This is a genomic window from Klebsiella sp. HMSC16A12 (assembly GCF_001808265.1).
Lineage (GTDB): Bacteria > Pseudomonadota > Gammaproteobacteria > Enterobacterales > Enterobacteriaceae > Klebsiella > Klebsiella pneumoniae.
Genome location: NZ_KV792542.1, coordinates 72,897 through 93,921 on the forward strand (window position 1 = coordinate 72,897; position 21,025 = coordinate 93,921).

The following is a 21,025-nucleotide window of genomic DNA, read 5'->3' on the forward strand; positions in this document are numbered from 1 at the left end:
GCCTGCGTTTGCAAACCGCTATTCAGCCTGCCGCGCGGCGCGCTCCCGTAGTTCCGATGATGACAGAATTCGCACCCCTTCGTGGGTGGGCGACAGCGCCTCCGCCAGCAGGGCGATCGCCACATCGCGGGCCGCAATGGATTTCCAGTTCCCCGGCAAGAGCCGGAACAATGGTGCGAGGAAGGTCTCATTGGCCCGCTTTTTTTCCCGCTCGCCTGACAGCATCGACGGCCTGGCGATGGTCAGCCGCGGCCAGTCTTGCTCAATCAGCGCCGCCTCCATTTCCCCCTTCACCCGATTGTAGAAAAACGGCGAGTGGGCGTTGGCGCCCATCGCGCTAACCACCAGCATATGTTGCGCACCCAGTCGTTTGCCGGTCAGCGCGGTATCAACCACCAGCGTGTAGTCAGCATGGACGAAGGCCTCTTTGCTCCCGGCCTCCCGGCGCGTCGTTCCCAGGCAACAGAAGACGATATCCACCGGGTCAACCACCTGCGCCAGGGCATCGGTCAGCTGGGGATCGTGAGGATTAAAGACACCTTCCGCTGGCGCCAGCGGGCGACGCGTCGGCGCGGCGATGGTGCTTATACGGGGCTCATTCTGCAGCAGCCGGAGTAAGTGACCGCCAACTAACCCGGTCGCGCCGGTTAATAATACCTGACTCATTGGTTCTCCTTTACAGAATTCTCCGCCTTGCACTTTCGGGCTCATGTTCCAGGCTTAATACCTTACAAGGTAAGTATCCACCATCATCATGGAATTACCTCATTGACCATCCAGACAGTGGAGGAAGTATGAGTAAAAAGATAGCCGTCCTCATTACCGACGACTTTGAAGATTCTGAATTTACCTCTCCCGCCGAAGCCTTTAAGCTCGCCGGGCATCAGGTCATCACGATCGAAAAGCAGGCTGGCAAAACGGTAAAGGGTAAGCAGGGAGAAGCCGAGGTCGCCATCGACAGAGCCATCGATGACGTCACACCGGGTGAATTTGATGCCTTATTGCTGCCCGGGGGCTACTCTCCCGACCAGCTGCGTGGTGATGAACGCTTCGTCACCTTTACCCGCGATTTTGTCAACGGCGGTAAGCCGGTGTTTGCCATCTGCCACGGCCCGCAGCTGCTGATCAGCGCCGATGTGATCCGCGGACGTAAGCTCACGGCGGTGAAACCGATTGTGGTGGATGTGAAAAACGCCGGGGGCGAGTTTTACGACCAGGAGGTGGTGGTCGATAACGAACAGCTGGTCACCAGCAGAACGCCGGACGATCTACCGGCCTTCAATCGCGAAGCGCTACGCCTGCTCGGCGCCGGCATCACGCCGCCAGTGTAATTTTTTCCCGAAACCCAGCGTGTTGTCGGTAAATTTGATTTCGTCCGGACGAATCTCCCATACCGGCGCCGACAGCATGCGGGCCACCGGGAAGCGCTTGACGTAGCGCTGGCGCATTCGCGCCTCTTCGTCACCGCTCAGACGACGGATCTCGCCTTTGAACTGCACCCCGCGGATCAGGGCCACGGTTTTTGGCTGGCCGTTAACCGTGCCGGCCACCTTCGCCCTCTGTCCGGTCATCTGGCCATGGCGGGTGTGCTCCTCGCTGAGCAGATAAAAGGCCACGGTATCCGGGTCATAGACGTAAAAGGCATTCGCGCACCACAGCTCGTCTTCACGGGAGACGCACCAGGTGACGACGTGCTGTTTACTCAGCCAGCGACCAATGGCGGCAAGCGTATCCATCTTTCTTCTCCATTATGCTATGGTGCACACACCTTACCATAGTGACTTTGTGACCGTGTGCTGGTTTCTGTATCTCATTCGAACCGCGGATAATCGCCTTTATACCGGCATCACCACCGACGTGCCACGCCGCTTTCGCCAGCATCAGGCGGGAAAAGGCGCAAAGGCGTTGCGCGGCAAAGGCGACCTGCAGCTGGCCTTTAGCCACGAAGTTGGTGAACACTCACTTGCATTGCGACTGGAATATCGCGTCAAGCAGCTAACGAAGCGCGAAAAAGAGCGCCTCGTTGCCGGAGAGGATGCCTTCGAAACCCTGCTGGCAAGGCTTAAAGACGATTAAAGTGCTCGCTGTATTCTACCTGGCCATGGACGCCGTCGAGGGCGTCATCCGCCAGACGGTGAACCTGGAACGCCTCGGCGCTGTCCGGCCAGCGGCAGCGGAGATCGAAGCGCGCGGCCGGTTCAAAGCCGAAGCGACGGTATAAATCCGGGTCGCCCAGCGTCACCACCGCGGCGTAGCCAAACTCATTCAGCGAGTCCAGCCCTTCATAAACCAGCTGCCGGCCAATGCCCTGTCCGCGGTAGCGTTCATCTACCGCCAGCGGCGCCAGGCCGACCCACTGCAGCTCTTCACCTTCCACCGCCACCGGGCTGAAGGCAACGTAGCCGATCATCTGGCCTTCATCATCCGTCGCCACTACCCCCAGCGTGATCAGTCCATCTTCACGCAGATCGTGCACCAGCTGCGCTTCGGCATCGCGGCCGAAGGTACGACGCAGCAGCGCGTCGATTCCCGGTGCATCAATCCCAATCTCCACTCGAATCAGCATGCCTCACCTACCGATGTCTGTTCAGGTTTCTGCGGGCTCTTCAGTCCAGCTTCGACAAAATCCGCCAGTTGCAGCAACATCACGCGCAGCGCTTTTGGCATCTGCTCGAGCTCAATGGCGTCCATCAAATTTTTTACATACAGCCCCAGCTCCGTATCGCCTTCAATGGCCAGACGACGCTGGAAGAATAGCGTATCCGGATCCTGCTTGCGCGCGGCGATCATTAACAGATCGCTGGCGTCGGCGCTGAAGCTGACGTCGGCGTCGGCCTGCTGGCTGACCACCAGTCGACCATCGACTACCGAGGTATACCACAGCAGACCGATGTCACGCACATGAATACTTAACCAACGCCCCTCAAGAAACTCCAGCTCCCCCTCCGCCAGCGCCTGGCGAAACTGCCAGCTCAGCACTTGCTCCAGCACCTGGCGCTTGAGGGCAAAAGGCGCCAGCTTAACCGGCACGCTCATTAAAGACGGGCCAAAGTGGACCAGCCGGGAACGCAGTTTATCCAACACAAGCTTTACTCCATGAATGCAATAGTTCCGCTATTGTGCCATATCACATAAACAACATAGCGGCGTAAATCAACAAAAACGCGATGACGGCCGCCAGTTATTGGCGCCGCCAATACACTTTTAACTGCCTCAAATCAAAAATTGTCACCAGAAGGTTAACTAAAATCCCTGCTCGTTAACCATTCAGCGTCCCTGACGGGCCGCATTTTTCAGGAAAAATTATGGAGCTGCTCTGCCCAGCCGGTAACCTTCCGGCGCTTAAGGCGGCCATCGAAAACGGCGCCGATGCCGTCTATATCGGGCTGAAAGATGATACCAACGCCCGCCACTTTGCCGGCCTTAATTTCACCGAAAAGAAACTGCAGGAAGCCGTCAGCTTTGTGCATCAGCACCGTCGTAAGCTGCATATCGCCATCAATACCTTCGCTCATCCCGACGGCTACGCCCGCTGGCAGCGAGCAGTGGATATGGCCGCTCAACTGGGCGCCGATGCGCTCATTCTGGCCGATATCGCCATGCTGGAGTACGCTGCGGAGCGTTACCCACACATTGAGCGTCACGTTTCGGTGCAGGCTTCCGCCACCAATGAAGAGGCCATTCGCTTCTATCATCGCAACTTCGACGTCGCGCGCGTCGTACTGCCGCGCGTGTTGTCTATTCATCAGGTGAAACAGTTGGCCCGCGCTACGCCGGTGCCGTTGGAAGTCTTCGCCTTCGGCAGCCTGTGCATCATGGCGGAAGGCCGCTGCTATCTCTCTTCCTACCTGACCGGCGAATCGCCCAACACCGTCGGCGCCTGTTCGCCTGCCCGCTTCGTACGCTGGCAGCAAACGCCGCAGGGGCTGGAATCGCGTCTCAATGAAGTGCTGATTGACCGTTATCAGGATGGCGAGAATGCCGGTTATCCGACGCTGTGCAAAGGCCGCTACCTGGTTGATGGCGAGCGCTATCACGCGCTGGAGGAGCCCACCAGCCTCAACACCCTGGAACTGTTGCCAGAATTGATGGCCGCCAATATCGCCTCGGTGAAAATCGAAGGCCGTCAGCGCAGCCCGGCTTACGTGACCCAGGTGGCGAAAGTCTGGCGCCAGGCGATCGATCGCTGCAAAGCCGATCCGCAGAATTTCGTACCGCAGTCCGCCTGGATGGAGACCCTGGGCGCCATGTCCGAGGGGACACAAACTACCCTTGGCGCTTATCACCGTAAATGGCAGTGAGAAACATGAAATATTCATTAGGGCCGGTGCTGTACTACTGGCCAAAAGAGACGCTGGAAGATTTTTACCAGCAGGCGGCAAACTGCAGCGCCGACACCATTTATCTCGGCGAAGCGGTATGCAGCAAACGCCGCGCCACCAAAGTTGGCGACTGGATCGAAATGGCGAAAACGCTGGCCGCTAGCGGCAAGCAGGTGGTGCTCTCCACCCTCGCGCTGGTGCAGGCCTCTTCTGAACTGGGCGAGCTGAAACGCTATGTCGATAACGGCGAATTTCTGATTGAGGCCAGCGATTTGGGCGTGGTAAATCTCTGCGCCGAACGCAAGCTACCATTCGTCGCCGGGCATGCGCTGAACTGCTACAACGCCGTTACCCTGCGCCTGCTGCGGAAACAGGGCATGGTGCGCTGGTGCATGCCGGTGGAACTCTCCCGCGACTGGCTGGCTAATTTACTGACCCAGTGCGAAGAGCTGGGTATCCGCAACCAGTTTGAAGTCGAAGTGCTGAGCTACGGCCATCTGCCGCTGGCTTATTCCGCGCGCTGCTTTACCGCCCGCTCGGAAGACCGGCCAAAGGACGAGTGCGAAACCTGCTGCATCAAGTACCCAACCGGGCGCAGCATGCTGTCGCAGGAGAACCAGCAGGTGTTCGTGCTCAATGGTATTCAGACCATGAGCGGCTACGTCTATAACCTGGGCAATGAGCTGACCTCCATGCACGGCCTGGTGGATATGGTGCGCCTGTCGCCGATGGGCAACGAGACCTTCGCCATGCTCGAGGCCTTCCGCGCCAACGAAAACGGCGCTGCGCCGCTGGATCTCACCAGCAATAGCGATTGCAACGGCTACTGGAAACGATTGCCAGGACTGGTGCTTCAGGCCTGATATACCGCTCACTTTGTTAACAACAGTGCTCAGATTTTAATGCATTATTAAAGATGCAGCTTTTCTGGCTGGCGCGTCCAGGATGCGCCAGGCTGGAAGAAGACCTTCAATCTGATGACGATGCTGTAGCAAAGTGAGCCTTTATGACTGACAAATCTGTTCCATTCTCGGTGCTCGATCTGGCGCCGATCCCGCAAGGATCTTCTGCCAAAGAAGCCTTTACCCACTCTCTGGATCTCGCCCGGCTGGCCGAATCGCGCGGCTATCATCGCTACTGGCTGGCGGAGCACCATAATATGGTCGGCATTGCCAGCGCAGCGACCTCGGTGCTGATTGGCTATCTCGCCGCCAACACCACCACCCTGCATCTCGGGTCCGGCGGCGTGATGCTGCCTAACCACTCTCCACTGGTGATAGCTGAGCAGTTCGGCACCCTGAACACCCTTTACCCCGGGCGGATCGACCTCGGCCTTGGCCGCGCGCCGGGCAGCGATCAGCCGACCATGCGCGCCCTGCGTCGCCATATGAGCGGCGATGTCGATAATTTCCCGCGCGATGTAGCGGAACTGGTGGACTGGTTTGACGCCCGCGATCCGAACCCGCACGTGCGCCCGGTTCCCGGCTACGGGGAGCGCATTCCAGTATGGCTGCTGGGCTCAAGCCTCTATAGCGCGCAACTGGCGGCGCAGCTCGGCCTGCCGTTTGCCTTCGCCTCGCACTTCGCGCCGGATATGTTGTTCCAGGCCCTACATCTGTATCGCAGCAATTTCAAACCTTCGGCGCGGCTGGAAAAACCGTACGCGATGGTGTGTATCAATATCATCGCCGCCGACAGCAACCGCGATGCGGAGTTTCTCTTCACCTCCATGCAACAGGCGTTTGTGAAGCTGCGTCGCGGCGAGACCGGGCAGTTGCCGCCGCCGGTGGAAAATATGCATCAGCTGTGGTCAGCGTCCGAGCAGTATGGTGTGCAGCAGGCACTGAGCATGTCGCTGGTCGGCGATAAAACTAAAGTCCGCCATGGGCTAGAGTCGATTCTGCGTGAAACCGAGGCGGACGAAATCATGGTCAATGGCCAGATCTTCGACCACCAGGCGCGTCTGCATTCTTTCGATTTAGCGATGCAGGTGAAAGAGGAGCTGTTGGGGTAGTGAGCTATGCGGCATTTTTGCCGCATTTCTTTTCCTCCGCTAAACCATTTTGTGATCGTCTTCATTCATATTTTCACATAATCCCCGCCTTATTACGTTGAGCGTAATTACATTACCTCTGGCGTAATTGCCCCCCTCTTTCAACGGTGTTAGTTTTCCTCTGTTTTATTTTTCAACCCTGAGTCTGGTAAAAGAGAATACTCATGAGCCAACCAACTGCCCGTGCTATGTGGATCGGCGAGTGCTTATTAAAAGCGCTGTTAATGGAGGTATCCGCCTGGCCTAAACCTGGCCTTGTTACACCTCATTCACAAGGGGCGCATAAAGATATGGATATCTGGTTATTTATTACCAGTTCATCGGCTATTGCCCCCTGTTTTAGCGCCTGCGCCCATGCAGGGGAAAATCATCAAGGATCGCCGTGGGAACTCTTTACAAAAATACGTGCCATTGGCATTCATTATGAAAATACGCTGCTGCGGGCAACACAGCAGGTTAATACCCAGCGCGGCATTCTTTTTTCCGGCACGGTTCTGGCGACAGCGGCAGGATGGCTTTCCGGGCGCGGAGAAACCCTCTCATATAACGCCTTAAGCCAGTGCGTCGCTGAACTCTGCCGCGATCTCTGCCGTAGGGATTTTGCCGCCCTGGCCGAACGCCCGGCGCAAACCCACGGTGAGAAATTGTATGTCGGATTCGGCATTACCGGCGTGCGCGGAGAGGCAGAGCAAGGTTTCCCACTAGTTTGCCAGATTGGCTTACCCGCGCTGCATCAGGCGCTGGACAACGGGCTGGCCTGGCGGGAAGCGCTTATTCATACGTTGCTCACCTTAATGGCCCATTGCGATGACACTACCGTGCTGTTTCGCGGCGGCCAGCAGGCGCTGGCGGAAATGAAGCAGTATGCCCGGCGTCTTGTGACGCAGGGCGGAATGTTTAACCCTGCGATCGAGCAGCAACTGGCTGATTTTAATTCATGGTGCATGGATAAGTGGGTCAGCCCAGGCGGTTCGGCCGATTTATTAGCGCTGTGTCTGGCGATGTATTTTCTTTGCCGCCAGCCGCAAGGAGATATGACATAAGGAAGAATATGAACATCTATTTTTATACTTTATTAACGTATGGCTTAACGATTGTAATTTCATTTGCGGTTGTCGGCATCATCGTTGGCGTCAACAAGATGATGAATAAGTTAAATATCACCGACGATTAATTTGCGAACTTTACTTTTGCCATCAGGAATATAGTTATGGATATCTTTGTTAAGCTCTTTTCGGGCATTGGCACTTTTTTTATTGAAGACCCGAAAATAGCCATTGCACGTTTTCTGTTAATTGTTCTCGGCTTTATATTGGCCTGGATGGGATTCCGTCGGAAGCTTGAACCGTTAATTATGGTGCCGATGGGCCTTGGTATGATTGCAGTTAACGCCGGGGTACTGTTTCTGGCAGGCGGACAAACCGGGACCTTAATTCTCGACCCGATGGTCAGCGAACCTAACGAGCTGGTAAACCTAATGCAGGTAAACTTCCTGCAGCCGGTCTATAATTTCACCTTTAGCAATGGCCTCATCGCCTGTATCGTTTTCTTCGGCATTGGCGCAATGAGCGACATCAGCTTTATTTTGCTCCGCCCCTGGGCCAGTATTGTTGTCGCTCTGTTCGCCGAGGCGGGAACCTTCGCCGCGCTGCTGCTGGGTATTGAAGTATTCGGCCTGCCCGCCAACGAAGCCGCGTCGATTGCCACTATCGGCGGCGCAGATGGGCCGATGGTGCTCTTTGCCTCCCTTATCCTGGCACCGAACCTGTTCGTCCCCATCGCCATTATCGCTTATCTCTACCTGAGCCTGACATATGCCGGTTATCCGTACCTGGTGCGTCTGCTGGTGCCGAAAAAATACCGTGGCATGGAAGTTGAAATTGACTACCCCACCGTATCGAAGAAAGCGAAATTCATCTTTACCGTCTGCGCCTGCCTGCTGTTGTGCCTGCTGCTGCCGGTCGCCGCGCCGCTGATCCTCTCGTTCTTCCTCGGCATCGCTATTAAAGAGGCGGAGATCGAACCGTTTCAGAAATTACTGGAATCCACGCTGACCTATACCGCAACGCTGTTTCTCGGCCTGCTACTGGGCACGCTGTGTGAAGCGCAAACTATTCTCGACCCGAAAGTTGCCATCATCCTGATCCTTGGTATCGGCGCGCTGGCCATTTCCGCCGTCGGCGCTCTGCTGGGCGGCTGGTTTATCTGGTTTATCTCGAAGGGGCGTTATAACCCGGCTATCGGTATTGCGGGCGTCTCCTGCCTGCCGACGACGGCAAAAATCGCGCAGAAAGAGGTTAACCATGAGAACCCCTACGCCATCATCCTGCCGCTAGCGATGGGTGCGGGCGTGAGCGGTCTGATCGTCTCGGCTATCGCCACCCGGATCTTTATCTCCACGCTATTCCTGCTGAATTAATGGAGTCAACCCATGCTAAAAGAGCACAACTGGCATCAACTCAAGGACGATACGGCGCAGCGCCTGAATCAGCTGGCCCCGTATTTTCGTGACGGCAAAATTATCGACGCCAAAGATACTGTCGCCGCGCTGGAAGCCGTTATTCGAAGCTTCGATCGCGTCAATATCGAGGGTAATAACCAGAAACAGGCGGATTTTCTCTCCGAATGCCTGTGCCAGCTTGATCCGCAAAAGATCTCCGGCCTGCATATGGTGCAGTCATCCGTACCGTTGTCCATCCATCTGGATTTGTTTGAAAAGGGCATCGCTGAAAAGCTCGATTTCGCCTATGCCGGGCCGCAGGATGGACGTCTGGCGAAGCTGATCCAGGACGGTAAGATCAAGCTCGGGGCCATCCACACCTATCTGGAGCTGTTCAGCCGCTACTTTGTCGACCTCACGCCGCGCGTGTCGCTAATCACCGCCTTTGAAGCGGATAAAGACGGCAATCTCTACACCGGCTTTAACACCGAAGATACTCCTGTTATTACCGAAGCCACCCACTTCCGCCAGGGAATTGTGATCGCGCAGGTCAACAAGATTGTCGATAAAGTGCCGCGCGTGGATATCCCCGGCGACTGGGTAAATGCGGTGATTGAAGCGCCGCGTCCGTTCTATGTCGAGCCGCTGTTTACCCGCGATCCGGGACTTATTACTGACACCCATGTGCTGATGGCAATGATGGCGCTGAAAGGTATCTATGCCGAATACGGCGTTGAGCGCATTAACCACGGTATTGGCTTCTTCACTGCCGCCATTGAGCTACTGCTACCCACCTACGGCGACGAGCTTGGGCTGAAAGGCAAAGTCTGTACCCATATGGTACTCAACCCGCATCCAACGCTGATCCCGGCGATCGAAAGCGGCTGGATCCAGTCGGTGCACTGCTTCGGCGGCGAACTGGGCATGGAAAAATATGTCGCCGAACGCCCGGATATCTTTTATATCGGCCAGGACGGCACGCTACGCTCCAACCGCGCCTTCGCCCAGGCTGCGGGTCACTACGCGCTGGACATGTTTATCGGCGGCACTTTGCAGATCGATAAGTACGGAAACAGTAGCACCGCCACCGCCAGCCGCGTTTCGGGCTTTGGCGGCGCGCCGAATATGGGCTGCGACGCCAAAGGCCGCCGTCATGCAACGCAATCCTGGCTGAAATGCGGCGAAGAGTTTAACGCCACCCAAAAGCAGCTAATTGGCGATATGCCGCGCGGCAAACGTCTGGTGGTGCAGATGCAGGAAACCTTCCGCGAGAAGCGCCAGCCCGCTTTCGTCGACAAGCTGGACGCCTGGGAACTGGCGGAAAAAGCCAACCTCGCCCTGCCGCCGGTGATGGTCTACGCCGATGACGTCACCCACGTACTGACCGAAGAGGGCATCGCCTATCTGCACCGCTGCGAAGGGCTGGAACAGCGCATGGCGGCCATTCGCGCCGTGGCGGGCTACACCGGAATTGGCCTTGCCGCCGATCCGGAACAGACCGCACAGCTGCGGGAGGCAGGCATTGTCAAAACGCCGGAAGATTTAGGCATTGACCGTCGCCGTGCCAACCGTCAGATGCTGGCGGCGAAAAGCATTCGCGATCTGGTTGACTGGTCTGGCGGACTCTATAACCCGCCCACTCGATTCCGTAACTGGTAGGGGAAAAGGACATGGCTCTACATCAAATATCACATCATTTCAGCGGCACCCACGAAAGAGCATCTCTGCAGCAAACCGTGCACTGCGGCGTTGTTGGCTCCGGCGATCTGGAGATCCTGCTGGAGCCGAAAGCGCTGGCGGGCGGGATTGAAGTCAGCATCTGCACGCCGGTGACCGGTTTCGATCATATCTGGGAAATCGTACTGAAACGATTTCTGGACAGCGGCCCCCTGGGCAACATGCAGGTCAGCATCAATGACAACAACGCCACGCCTGCGGTCGTCGCGTTAAGAATTCAGCAAGCGTTACAGCAGGCTATGCCGGGAGAAACCCATCATGAATGATCTGCGTTTTCTGGAAGCCAGCGCCCGCGTTCGCGCCAGCTCGCTGGTGGATAAAGGCACCTTTACTGAACTGATCGGCCCGGCGGACAAACGAACCAGCCCGCACCTGCCCGTGCTGAATGAAGCGGTGGAGTTTGACGACGGCATCGTTACCGGCATCGGCCTGCTCGGCCAGCACCCGGCCATTGTCATCTCCCAGGAAGGACGCTTTATCGGCGGTGCGGTGGGCGAGGTGGGCGGCGCAAAAATGGTCGGCGCGCTGATGCTGGCGGACGAACTGGCGGCGCAGACCACCGACCCGGCCCGCCGCCCGATCGTTCTCATCTCCTTTGAAACCGGCGGCGTGCGCCTGCATGAGGCTAACGCCGGGCTACTGGCCCACGCCGAGTGTATGGACATGCTGCAAACCCTGCGCGGTCGCGTCCCGGTCGTGGCGATGATCGGCAGCAAGATCGGCTGCTTTGGCGGGATGGGTTTTGTCGCCGCCGCCACCGACATCATCGTGATGAGTGAATCGGGCCGCCTGGGGCTGACCGGGCCGGAGGTCATCGAACAGGAGATGGGCCGCAGCGAGTTTGACGCCTCGGACCGCGCGCTGGTGTTCCGCACCACCGGCGGTAAGCATAAGTACATCGTCGGAGACTGTAACTACCTGATTGCCGACTCGCTAACGGCTTTCCACCAGCAGGCCGCGCTGATTGCCGACCTGCCCTGGCCGCAGATTGAAGCCATGCGCCGCATCGGCAGCGAAGCGAAAGTACGCGCCCAGATGGCGCTCACGAAAAAAATCAGCGAGTCAGAGCCATCAGATGCACGGGATGTCTGGGCTATGGCAGGCAATACCGCGCCCCAGTCGCTGGTGGATATGGATCTCGAGACGTTCCTGAGCAACGTTAAACGCCTGCCGGTGGAGGAAGCATAATGGAAAATTTACTCGGCCAGGGCCGCGCCGCTATCGATCTGCTTGTTGACGAAAATAGCTTCGAAGAGAACGCGTTGGCGGATCTCAAGCTGCCTTATGAAGATTATGGACCGGGAGCCGTCGTCGGCAGCGCCCGCATTAACGGTGAAATCTGCACCGTTATTGCTAACGACGCCATGACCTTTAACCCGCGTTTTCCGGTGGTGTACGCCGGAGTTATCGGGCTGGAAGAGGGATATAAAATGGCGCTGGCGGTGTATCGCACGCTGGCGATGGATAAAGACAAGCCCGTCGGCGAGAAACGTCCGCTGGTGCTGATTGTTGACACTCCCGGCAACGGACCGGGCAAACTGGAAGAGATAATTGGTATGAATAAAGCGACCGGTGCCTATCAGCTGGCGCTGGCTGAGGCGCGCCATGCCGGGCATCCGATTATCGCGATGGTCATCGGCCGCGCCATTAGCGGCGCGTTCCTCTGCCACGGTTTGCAAGCCGACCATATCCTGAGCCTGACATCGGAATTTGGCACCATGATCCACGTAATGCCGCTGAGCAGCATCGCGCGCATTACCCGCCAGGACGTGGAGCGTCTGAGCGAGCTTTCCCGCACTAATCCGGTCTTCGCGGCCGGACCGGAGTTCTTCTGGCAACTGGGCGGGGTGGAAGAACTGATCAAGGCGATCCCGGAGATGAAAGAGGCGATCGTTCGCCATATCGCAGAGGTGCGCCAACAGAAACAAGCGGCTGGCGTGACGTCGACAGGCCCGCAGGGGCGTGGGAGCGCAGGCGAAGATCGCGGCGGCAGAAAAATGCGCAATGTGATTCTGGCGCAGATGCGCGAGGAGTATCGGGCGGTCGCGGCGCGTTACTTGCCGGCCTGATTCAGGAGTGCGCGCGATGAACGATCCCATTGCAATGCTCGAATGGCTGGTTGACGCCCAGCAGGGTATCCCCACGTTAGCGGAAATGCCGCGCCGTACGCTTAGCGATAAAGGTATCGCTGGCCCCACGGCGGCTCACGTTATCGAGGAGATTCACACGCCGTTAAATCTTGCGCTGGTTACCTTTACCACCGGCAGTAGCGCATTTCAGAACATCGTCGGCGTAACGCAGAACGAACTGCTGTTGCGTTCCGCGGCGGGTAAGCGTGTGCTGGCGGAATGCGGCGTAACCGCTGGGCAGCATATGGTGGTGACCTACGCGCCGCTGGTGAATGTGTTCACGCGTCAGGCGCTGGATGAGAGTGGTCTGCACTGGTCGTTTTTATCCCGCTCATGCCGGGACGCGCTGCTCATTGCCCTGTGTCGCCAGCAGCCGGATGTGGTGGTGGGAGAGTCCTCATTTTTACGCGCCACGCTGGAACAGGCGCTAAAGATGAACCTGCAGGCGTATTTACCAAAAACGCTGATGCTGATTACCGCAGGCACCCCCCTTGATGAAGCGCTGGTTCCGCTTTGCGCTTCACTGGGATATGGGCTGCATGATGTCTACGGTTGCCAGGAGTTCGGTTGGCTGATCCTGGACGGCCTTCCGCTGCGGGAAGATATCTCGCTGGTCGCCGCGCCGCAGGGCGGTGACTGGCGGGAAGTTATCGTCGGCGGCCTGCCAACCGGCGACAGCTTTCCCGTGGCAACGAACGGCCACCTGTGTAATTTGCAGGGCAAAATCCAGACCTGGAAGCGTCGGCGCACCACGCCGGAATATGACATGGTGGTGATGGCGACTACCGCCCATCACCGGGAAATTGTGGAGCGGACGGCACGGACGATTTTACGTATCAAGGGGCGAGTTTGCCGGGTCAGTACGCAGCTACAAACCCAAGCCAGCGCCACCCATATCCGCCTCTACCCCGTTACTGTTCCAGGGGAGGAAGCGGCAAAAGCCGCGCCGGTAGATATTATCGGTCCGCAGGCCACCTCGCAGTTTGACGCCCTGCTTGCAGCACAGCGGGATTTACAGCAACAAGCGAAAAACGATCCGGCATGGAGCAAACAGCGATGAGCGCCCTGCAACGCCATACTTTGTGCTGGCTGGAGAGCGCTGAACTGCGGCTGATTGCGAGGCAGTTGAACGGCGCGTTTAGTGCCCTACCCGCCTCATTGCGGGAAGAGTTGCGGGACTATCTGCTTTCCGGATATCTCCCCGGCATCGTGCGCAGGGGCATCCGTGATGAAGCGAGTATTTCCCTGGGCTTTTGCTTTCCGCAGCGCTGGCAAGGGCAGCGTCTACGGCTGGCGACGGTTGCTTCATTACAGGCCGTCACGCGCGTGTCAACACCGGAACAAACGGCCATCCTGCCTGCCGTCAACCGTACCAGCGCGATACGCGCCTTTAGCGCCCTGCGTCAGGCGTGGCGTGGGCCGGAAACCGGGCTTGGCGTGTGGGGGTCGGTGGCGCTGGAGATGACGACGCCCTGGCTATGGACGGACAGTCGCTCCGATTTAGATATTCGCATAACGCCCTGGCACGAAATGGCGTTAAGCGATTGTTACTCTGTTCTGACAGATATTGCCCAGCAATATTCAGTACGTATTGATGGAGAAATTAATTTACCAAACGGTTTTTCTATCAATATCAAAGAGTGGTTTAGCAGGAGTCTGACCCTGCTGGCTAAAGGTGAGACCGATGTCGAATTAATGACGCGACAAGACGTCGACGGGTTAATAAAACATCTTTCAATGATATATATTAAAGGAAATTAATATGTCTGAAGTTAAATCAAAAGTACCGGGTGTGGTCGATGAAGTTAAAGCCGCCGTAGGCGACAAAATTGAAAAAGGCCAGCCGATTGTTATTCTTGAAGCCATGAAAATGAAAATGCCTGTCGCCTCACCGGAGGCTGGCGTATTAAAGTCATTGGAGGTGAACGCAGGCGATCGCGTAAACCCAGGCATGGTCTTATTCGAAATTGCCGCTGAGTAGAACGTCACGTTTTTAATACTAAATAAATAGTGCGGAATTCCTTTGTGATATAACCATTATGCCTCAGTCATATCAGCGATAAACATTTCGCTGATATGACAGGCAGGGTGTGTACGAATAAATTTACTGTTGACTGTCCGCATCATAAAAACATACTGTGCTAAAAGCCCTTGTCTTACTTTATTGTCATTTCCCGGTTCGGGTAGTCTCTTATGCTTTTAGTGTGGTTATAGAAAGAGAAACATCATGATTATTTACGGATTGATGTTAATGGGATTGTGCATGTTCGCCGGGTTAATTGTCGGCGATCTTTTGGGTTTGCTGCTTGGAATTTCCGCCAATATCGGCGGCGTCGGCTTTGCCATGCTGTTTTTAGTCGTTATTTCCCAGAAGTTGACGGAAAAGGGGCTGTTGTCTAAACCCGCCGAACAGGGGGTTGGATTCTGGAATGCGATGTATATCCCTATTGTTGTCGCCATGTCCGCGAACCAGAACGTTGTGGCCGCGCTCAAAGGAGGCCCGGTGGCGCTTATTGCAGGCCTTGGCGCAGTCGTGATTGGTTTTCTGCTGATTAAACCACTGAGCAAAATCGGCAGCAAAAGCACGATGACACGTTCAGCAGACTAACCGGTGGAGAGCATAAAGAATGGAACAACTTACAAAGATTCTTACCAGTAACTTCACCAGCAATGCCCTGATCACCGCTTTTGTGGTGGTTGGCATTGTCTGCTGGGTCGCGGCTTGGATCTCGACCCACGTCTTTCGCGGTAAAATTCACAGTTCGGCGATCGCCATTGCCGCAGGCCTGCTGCTGGCCTGGCTCGGCGGCGAACTCACCGGCGGCAAAAAAGGGCTTTCCGACATCACGCTTTTTAGCGGTATTGCGCTGATGGGCGGCGGCATGTTCCGTGATTTTGCCATTATCGCCACCGCCTTTGGCGTGAAGCTTGACGAGCTGAAAAAAGCGGGCCTCGCGGGCGCGCTGGCGCTGGTCGTCTCCACCGTGCTCTCCTTTTACCTGGGAGCGATTGTCGCCTGGGCCTTCGGCTATACCGATGCGGTCAGCATGGCGACTATCGGCGGCGGCGCGGTGACCTTTATCGTCGGCCCGGTTACCGGTGCGGCGCTTGGCGCAAGTTCCGATGTTATCGCGCTCAGTATCGCTGCCGGGGTGATTAAATCTATCGCCATCATGATTGTCACGCCGCTGGTGGCGAAAGCCGCCGGACTGAACTCTCCCGCTGCAGCCATTGTATATGGCGGGCTGATGGGATCTACTAGCGGCGTGGCGGCAGGGCTGGCGGCGACTGACCCGAAACTTGTACCTTATGGCGCAATGACAGCCACCTTCTATACCGGCCTGGGCTGCCTGTTGGCGCCGTCTGCGCTCTATATCTCTTTAGCCCCGTTCTTTTAACCGCATGCGCCTGTTGTTTTATGCAACAGGCGCCAGGGAGACTTATGTATTCATTTCAACGTATGAAGCCCGGGCAAATCGCGATACAGGCCTCACTGTGCACCCAGGAGGAAGAGGAGGTTTTCCGGCAAAAGCTACTGGGTGATAAACCCGAACACCGAATCGGCTTTGCGTTTATCAGCGGCACCTCTGACGAACTGCGAAACAAGCTGCAGCGCTGCGTCATCGGATGTGCGTTGAAGAATCAGATCATCACTAGGCAGGAGTCGGCCATTTTCACCTTATGCTCACTTAGCCGCCAGGCTCTGACCCACGCGTTAACCAACACCATCACCGGCGATCATATCCGTCTGAAAATCGCCTTAGTTAGTACCTCCCGATGGCTCGCCGTCGCCATGTACGGCGAAGCTCAGGTTTATCAGCGGATTACTCAGGAAATCATGGGACTTTGTCTACATCGTTATCCTCCCGCATAAGCTGCCTGGCATACATACGGCATTCTGCGAGAAGAGATAGCAGTCCAGGATGATTTTCCTGACTACGGGGAAAAACGAGCGAAATTTCTTGTTCCATGCGATAGGCTTCCTGCAAAGGTAGCAGGCGTATCCCACTCCGAAAAAGCCCGCGCATGCGTCCGGGTATGAGAGTGTACCCCACTCCAGCATTAACCATGCTCATTAACGAAAAAATATCGTGTACCCGAACCGCAATATCCGGCTCAAAGCCAGCGATACGGAAGGCCTGCTGAAAACCTCTCCAGGTTGCGAACCCTTCACTCAAGGCAATAAATTTTTTACTCTGTAAACGAGAGAGATCAACGGGGGTTTGTAGCGTATCCGCATCCTGTACAGGAACCGCTAAATAAATCGAATCCGAAAATATCGTCCAGGTTTCAAATAAATTTGAATTATACTCATCGGGCGTAGAGATTAATGCCGCATCGATATTGCCTTCATTTAGCGCTTCTAATAATTTCTTATTAGAGTTCATGATAAACTCAATTGAAAGCTCAGGGCGCCGCTTCTTCAATCCCTGTACTATCTGCGGTGCCGTTTTTAATACTAGTGAATAGAGTAGGCCTAAGCGTAATGCAGGAGAATGGTATCCTGAAGCCTCACGCGTCAGATAAATACAGCGTTCCATTGCATTGATCACCTCGCGGGCCTGCTTTTGCATTACCCATGCGCCGGGGAGGGGATGTAAATTCCGGCCATTGTGTGTGAAAAGATCGCAGCGTAAATTATCCTCCAAAGAATGCAAGGCACGATGTACGCTAACCGGAGAAATATGCATGATTTCTGCCGTCTTAGAAATATTCATGGTATCCATATATCCCAGAAAAATCTCCAGTTTGCGCAAAGTTATGTCCTGCTCAGGCATATAAACATTCCCTTATTTAAAATAACCTTTATCTGATAATAAGAGAATGTATGCATATATATATTGAGCCAGATCGGTAATTCTGGCTCAGATAAAATAAAACTTACTGATAAACCGGCAGCAGATTGACGCTCGACAGGATATGTACAACCGCATTGCCGAGGCCAAAGAGCAGGATCAGCACAATCATTGGCGTTCCGCCCCAGACGCGGAACTGTGGGCTGCCGAAGCGTTTGCGTGAGGCGCGAGCCAGCAGCGCCGGTACAATCGCCGCCCAGATCGTCGCCGCCAGGCCAGCATAGCCGATGGCGTAGAGGAAACCATCGGGTTTGACCAGCCCGCCAATCATCGGCGGGATAAAGGTCAGCAGCGCGGTTTTAAAGCGTCCCATCGCGCTATCGTCAAAGCCAAACAGATCCGCCAGGTAGTCGAACAGCCCCAGCGTCACGCCGAGGAATGAACTGGCGACGGCAAAGTTCGAGAACACCACCAGCAGCAGATCCAGGCTCCGACTATTCAGCACGCCGCTCAACGCCTGCACCAGCACATCAATGTTGCCGCCCTTCTGCGCGATGTCGATAAACTGCGGACGAGGGATGTTACCCATCGTCACCAGCAGCCAAACGACATACAGACCCAGCGCCAGCAGCGTACCGTAGGTTAAGCAGCGAATGATGGTGCGCGGATCTTTTCCGTAGTATTTCATCAGGCTCGGCACGTTGCCGTGATAGCCAAACGAGGCCAGGCAGAACGGGAGCGTCATCAGCAGGTATGGCGCATAGGAGGCATTCTTCTCCGCAACGTTAAATAGCGTCGTCGGCTCGACGTGCCCGAGCAGGCTACCGAAGGTCAGGAAGAAGGTGATCACCTTAGCGCCCAGTACGATAGCCGTCATGCGGCTCACCGCTTTGGTGCTCATCCAGACGATAAACGCCACCAGCAGCGCAAAGCCGAAGCCCGCCGCGCGCGCCGGCACCTTCAGCGACAGTTCACTGAAGGTGTGGTGGAGGATCGAACCGCTCGCCGAAATATAGGCGTAGGTCAGGATATAGAGCACAAAGGCGATTGATACACCGTTCACCAGGTTCCAGCCCTTGCCGAGCAGGTCTTTGGTAATGGTGTCGAAGCTGGAGCCGATGCGGTAGTTAAGATTGGCCTCGAGGATCATCAAACCGGAGTGCAGCATGCAGAACCAGGTGAAGACCAGCGCCGCCAGCGACCAGAAAAACCACGCGCCGGACATCACCACCGGCAGCGAGAACATGCCCGCGCCGATAATCGTGCCGCCGATAATCACCACGCCGCCAAACAGAGACGGACGGGTTGCCGTAGTGGTTAGTGTCGCCATTTACCGAATTCTCCAGTCGAAAATACTTCGCTCACGTTGAGCATGACGCACTGTACCAGTACACGAGTACAAAGGAAATAAAAAAAGCCCCAATCATGACGATCGGGGCTGTATTATTTAGTTTACGCTAGCGGGCGGCGTTGATTACGCATCGCCACCGAAGCGACGGCGACCGGCTGAGTCATCGCGGCGCGGCGCGGATGCATCGTCACGACGCGGCGCACGGCCTTCACGACGTTCGCCGCTGAAACGACGTCCTTCACCACGACCGCCTTCACGACGTTCGCCACCGAAGCCACGGCCGCCTTCACGACGCTCGCCGCCAAAGCCACGGCCGCCTTCGCGACGCTCACCGCCGCCACGACGTTCGGTGCGCGGCTGCGCATCGCCCAGCAGCTGCATGTTCATCGGCTTGTTCAGGATACGGGTACGAGTAAAGTGCTGCAGCACTTCGCCCGGCATCCCTTTCGGCAGCTCAATGGTGGAGTGAGAAGCGAACAGCTTGATGTTACCGATGTAACGGCTGCTGATATCGCCTTCATTGGCGATCGCGCCAACGATATGACGCACTTCAACGCCGTCATCGCGACCCACTTCAATGCGATACAGCTCCATGTCACCCACGTCACGACGCTCACGCTTCGGACGATCTTCGCGATCGCCGCGCGGGCCGCGATCATTACGGTCGCCACGACGGTCGAAACGATCGTCACGATCGCGGAATTCACGACGTGGACGCATCGGCGCGTCCGGCGGAACGATCAGCGAACGTTCGCCCTGAGCCATCTTCAGCAGCGCAGCAGCCAGCGTTTCCACGTCCAGCTCTTCACCTTCCGCCGTCGGCTGGATTTTCGCCAGCAGTGCACGGTACTGATCCAGATCGCTGCTTTCCAGCTGCTGCTGAACTTTCGCGGCGAATTTTTCCAGACGACGCTTGCTCAGCAGCTCCGCGTTAGGCAGTTCCACTTCAGGAATGGTCAGCTTCATGGTGCGTTCGATGTTGCGCAGCAGACGACGCTCGCGGTTCTCAACGAACAGCAGCGCGCGGCCAGCACGACCGGCACGACCAGTACGGCCGATACGGTGAACGTAGGATTCAGAATCCATTGGGATGTCGTAGTTCACCACCAGGCTGATACGCTCAACGTCCAGGCCACGGGCCGCAACGTCAGTCGCAATCAGGATATCCAGACGACCATCTTTCAGGCGTTCCAGAGTCTGCTCACGCAGCGCCTGGTTCATGTCGCCGTTCAGCGCCGCGCTGTTGTAGCCATTACGCTCCAGCGCTTCAGCTACTTCCAGGGTCGCGTTTTTGGTACGGACGAAAATAATCGCCGCATCAAAGTCTTCCGCTTCCAGGAAACGCACCAGCGCTTCGTTTTTACGCATGCCGTAGGCAGTCCAGTAGCTCTGGCTGATATCCGGGCGAGTCGTCACGCTGGACTGAATGCGCACTTCCTGCGGCTCTTTCATAAAGCGACGGGTAATGCGACGGATAGCTTCCGGCATGGTGGCGGAGAACAGCGCGGTCTGATGCCCTTCCGGGATCTGCGCCATAATGGTTTCTACATCTTCGATAAAGCCCATGCGCAGCATTTCATCTGCTTCATCCAGTACCAGGCCGCTCAGTTTGGAGAGGTCCAGGGTACCGCGCTTCAGGTGGTCCAGCAGACGACCCGGGGTACCGACGACGATCTGCGGACCCTGACGCAGGGCGCGCAGCTGCACGTCATAACGCTGGCCGCCGTACAGGGCAACCACGTTCACGCCGCGCATATGTTTAGAGAATTCCGTCATTGCTTCAGCAACCTGTACCGCCAGCTCGCGGGTCGGCGCCAGCACCAGAATCTGCGGTGCTCTCAGCTCAGGATCGATGTTGTTCAGCAGCGGTAAAGAGAATGCTGCGGTTTTACCGCTACCGGTCTGGGCCATACCCAGAACGTCGCGGCCGTCCAGCAGATGCGGAATGCACTCAGCCTGGATCGGAGATGGTTTTTCGTAACCCAGATCGGTGAGCGCTTCAAGGATAGGAGCCTTAAGGCCCAGATCTGCAAAAGTGGTTTCGAATTCAGCCATGTAGTACGTGTGCCTCAAAATTAATGGCGGCCAGTCTACATAACTCATCGTGAAAATTTACGGTAATTTTCATTGAAAAGTGTGAACCGGCTCAAAGTAGGTGTATTAACGAACAACAACGCCCTCACCCGCGAAGGTGATG

The 21,025-nt window shown here is 56.3% G+C and carries 25 protein-coding genes; 17 read left to right on the plus strand and 8 right to left on the minus strand.

Annotation, left to right across the window (positions count from 1 at the left end; all coding sequences use genetic code 11):
• Positions 1-18 precede the first annotated feature (18 nt).
• Positions 19-666 carry an NAD(P)H-binding protein gene (locus tag HMPREF3140_RS03530; protein WP_004181410.1) on the minus strand — a complete coding sequence of 216 codons (648 nt, stop codon included), beginning with the start codon at positions 664-666 and terminating at the stop codon, positions 19-21.
• A gap of 128 nt (positions 667-794) precedes the next feature.
• Between HMPREF3140_RS03530 and HMPREF3140_RS03535 the strand changes: the two genes are divergently transcribed.
• A complete protein-coding gene (locus HMPREF3140_RS03535) occupies positions 795-1,331 on the plus strand; it encodes a type 1 glutamine amidotransferase domain-containing protein (RefSeq protein WP_002918221.1) in 537 nt (178 codons plus the stop codon).
• On the opposite strand, the gene HMPREF3140_RS03540 is transcribed toward HMPREF3140_RS03535, so the two are convergent.
• The gene (locus HMPREF3140_RS03540) at positions 1,293-1,736 is read right to left on the minus strand and encodes a YhbP family protein (RefSeq protein WP_002918223.1); all 444 of its coding nucleotides are present in this window, start codon (positions 1,734-1,736) and stop codon (positions 1,293-1,295) included. The two genes, HMPREF3140_RS03535 and HMPREF3140_RS03540, sit on opposite strands and share 39 nt — an antisense overlap.
• A 49-nt stretch (positions 1,737-1,785) precedes the next feature.
• Here HMPREF3140_RS03540 and HMPREF3140_RS03545 point away from each other — a divergent pair, with 49 nt between their 5' ends.
• Positions 1,786-2,076 (plus strand): GIY-YIG nuclease family protein, encoded by a 291-nt coding sequence (locus HMPREF3140_RS03545; protein WP_002918226.1) that lies wholly within the window; start codon positions 1,786-1,788, stop codon positions 2,074-2,076.
• Here the strand turns inward: HMPREF3140_RS03545 and HMPREF3140_RS03550 are convergent.
• Positions 2,063-2,566, minus strand: coding sequence for a GNAT family N-acetyltransferase (locus HMPREF3140_RS03550; protein WP_070552850.1), 504 nt, complete (start codon positions 2,564-2,566; stop codon positions 2,063-2,065). The two genes, HMPREF3140_RS03545 and HMPREF3140_RS03550, sit on opposite strands and share 14 nt — an antisense overlap.
• Positions 2,560-3,084 (minus strand): ubiquinone anaerobic biosynthesis accessory factor UbiT, encoded by a 525-nt coding sequence (gene ubiT, locus HMPREF3140_RS03555; RefSeq protein WP_009309642.1) that lies wholly within the window; start codon positions 3,082-3,084, stop codon positions 2,560-2,562. The genes HMPREF3140_RS03550 and ubiT overlap by 7 nt, the downstream gene beginning before the upstream one ends.
• A 221-nt stretch (positions 3,085-3,305) precedes the next feature.
• On the opposite strand from ubiT, the gene ubiU reads away from it, so the two are divergent.
• From ubiU to HMPREF3140_RS03630, 15 genes are all read left to right on the plus strand, one after another.
• Entirely contained in the window at positions 3,306-4,301 is a 996-nt protein-coding gene (gene ubiU / locus HMPREF3140_RS03560; protein ID WP_002918232.1) for a ubiquinone anaerobic biosynthesis protein UbiU, read from the plus strand.
• 5 nt (positions 4,302-4,306) lie between these two features.
• A complete protein-coding gene (locus tag HMPREF3140_RS03565; RefSeq protein ID WP_002918233.1) occupies positions 4,307-5,185 on the plus strand; it encodes a U32 family peptidase in 879 nt (292 codons plus the stop codon).
• Positions 5,186-5,328: 143 nt separating this feature from the next.
• Positions 5,329-6,336, plus strand: coding sequence for a luciferase-like monooxygenase (locus HMPREF3140_RS03570; RefSeq protein ID WP_002918234.1), 1,008 nt, complete (start codon positions 5,329-5,331; stop codon positions 6,334-6,336).
• 203 nt (positions 6,337-6,539) lie between these two features.
• Positions 6,540-7,418 carry a triphosphoribosyl-dephospho-CoA synthase CitG gene (gene citG / locus HMPREF3140_RS03575; protein WP_004174187.1) on the plus strand — a complete coding sequence of 293 codons (879 nt, stop codon included), beginning with the start codon at positions 6,540-6,542 and terminating at the stop codon, positions 7,416-7,418.
• A gap of 167 nt (positions 7,419-7,585) precedes the next feature.
• Positions 7,586-8,794: a Na+-transporting malonate decarboxylase, carboxybiotin decarboxylase subunit gene (gene madB / locus HMPREF3140_RS03580; RefSeq protein WP_032412464.1), complete on the plus strand. Its 1,209-nt coding sequence runs from the start codon at positions 7,586-7,588 to the stop codon at positions 8,792-8,794.
• A 12-nt stretch (positions 8,795-8,806) separates the two neighbouring features.
• Positions 8,807-10,474: a malonate decarboxylase subunit alpha gene (mdcA, locus tag HMPREF3140_RS03585; RefSeq protein ID WP_032412467.1), complete on the plus strand. Its 1,668-nt coding sequence runs from the start codon at positions 8,807-8,809 to the stop codon at positions 10,472-10,474.
• A gap of 11 nt (positions 10,475-10,485) precedes the next feature.
• Positions 10,486-10,818, plus strand: coding sequence for a malonate decarboxylase acyl carrier protein (gene mdcC, locus HMPREF3140_RS03590; protein ID WP_004174180.1), 333 nt, complete (start codon positions 10,486-10,488; stop codon positions 10,816-10,818).
• Positions 10,811-11,740 (plus strand): biotin-independent malonate decarboxylase subunit beta, encoded by a 930-nt coding sequence (locus HMPREF3140_RS03595; protein ID WP_019725231.1) that lies wholly within the window; start codon positions 10,811-10,813, stop codon positions 11,738-11,740. Before mdcC ends, HMPREF3140_RS03595 begins: the two co-directional genes overlap by 8 nt.
• Positions 11,740-12,621, plus strand: a complete 882-nt coding sequence (gene mdcE / locus HMPREF3140_RS03600) for a biotin-independent malonate decarboxylase subunit gamma (protein ID WP_004174178.1) — start codon at positions 11,740-11,742, stop codon at positions 12,619-12,621. Before HMPREF3140_RS03595 ends, mdcE begins: the two co-directional genes overlap by 1 nt.
• 16 nt (positions 12,622-12,637) lie before the next feature.
• Positions 12,638-13,741 carry a hypothetical protein gene (locus HMPREF3140_RS03605; RefSeq protein WP_019725233.1) on the plus strand — a complete coding sequence of 368 codons (1,104 nt, stop codon included), beginning with the start codon at positions 12,638-12,640 and terminating at the stop codon, positions 13,739-13,741.
• Complete coding sequence (gene mdcG, locus HMPREF3140_RS03610; protein WP_004174159.1) at positions 13,738-14,442, plus strand: malonate decarboxylase holo-[acyl-carrier-protein] synthase; 705 nt, start codon at positions 13,738-13,740, stop codon at positions 14,440-14,442. The genes HMPREF3140_RS03605 and mdcG overlap by 4 nt, the downstream gene beginning before the upstream one ends.
• A 1-nt stretch (position 14,443) precedes the next feature.
• Positions 14,444-14,662, plus strand: coding sequence for an acyl-CoA carboxylase biotin carboxyl carrier protein subunit (locus tag HMPREF3140_RS03615; protein WP_020804368.1), 219 nt, complete (start codon positions 14,444-14,446; stop codon positions 14,660-14,662).
• Between the two features lie 246 nt (positions 14,663-14,908).
• Positions 14,909-15,289, plus strand: a complete 381-nt coding sequence (madL, locus tag HMPREF3140_RS03620; RefSeq protein WP_004174157.1) for a malonate transporter subunit MadL — start codon at positions 14,909-14,911, stop codon at positions 15,287-15,289.
• Positions 15,290-15,308: 19 nt separating this feature from the next.
• Positions 15,309-16,079 carry a malonate transporter subunit MadM gene (madM, locus tag HMPREF3140_RS03625; RefSeq protein ID WP_020804360.1) on the plus strand — a complete coding sequence of 257 codons (771 nt, stop codon included), beginning with the start codon at positions 15,309-15,311 and terminating at the stop codon, positions 16,077-16,079.
• A gap of 44 nt (positions 16,080-16,123) precedes the next feature.
• Complete coding sequence (locus HMPREF3140_RS03630; RefSeq protein ID WP_004174155.1) at positions 16,124-16,555, plus strand: HutP family protein; 432 nt, start codon at positions 16,124-16,126, stop codon at positions 16,553-16,555.
• On the opposite strand, the gene HMPREF3140_RS03635 is transcribed toward HMPREF3140_RS03630, so the two are convergent.
• The 4 genes from HMPREF3140_RS03635 to yrbN form a co-directional block, all read right to left on the minus strand.
• Positions 16,518-17,459 (minus strand): LysR family transcriptional regulator, encoded by a 942-nt coding sequence (locus tag HMPREF3140_RS03635; protein ID WP_020804359.1) that lies wholly within the window; start codon positions 17,457-17,459, stop codon positions 16,518-16,520. The two genes, HMPREF3140_RS03630 and HMPREF3140_RS03635, sit on opposite strands and share 38 nt — an antisense overlap.
• 103 nt (positions 17,460-17,562) lie before the next feature.
• Positions 17,563-18,807 (minus strand): tryptophan permease, encoded by a 1,245-nt coding sequence (gene mtr / locus HMPREF3140_RS03640; protein WP_004185824.1) that lies wholly within the window; start codon positions 18,805-18,807, stop codon positions 17,563-17,565.
• A gap of 144 nt (positions 18,808-18,951) precedes the next feature.
• A complete protein-coding gene (gene deaD / locus HMPREF3140_RS03645) occupies positions 18,952-20,883 on the minus strand; it encodes an ATP-dependent RNA helicase DeaD (protein ID WP_004150943.1) in 1,932 nt (643 codons plus the stop codon).
• Complete coding sequence (yrbN, locus tag HMPREF3140_RS28110; RefSeq protein ID WP_085903200.1) at positions 20,876-20,956, minus strand: protein YrbN; 81 nt, start codon at positions 20,954-20,956, stop codon at positions 20,876-20,878. The genes deaD and yrbN overlap by 8 nt, the downstream gene beginning before the upstream one ends.
• Between the last annotated feature and the right edge of the window lie 69 nt (positions 20,957-21,025).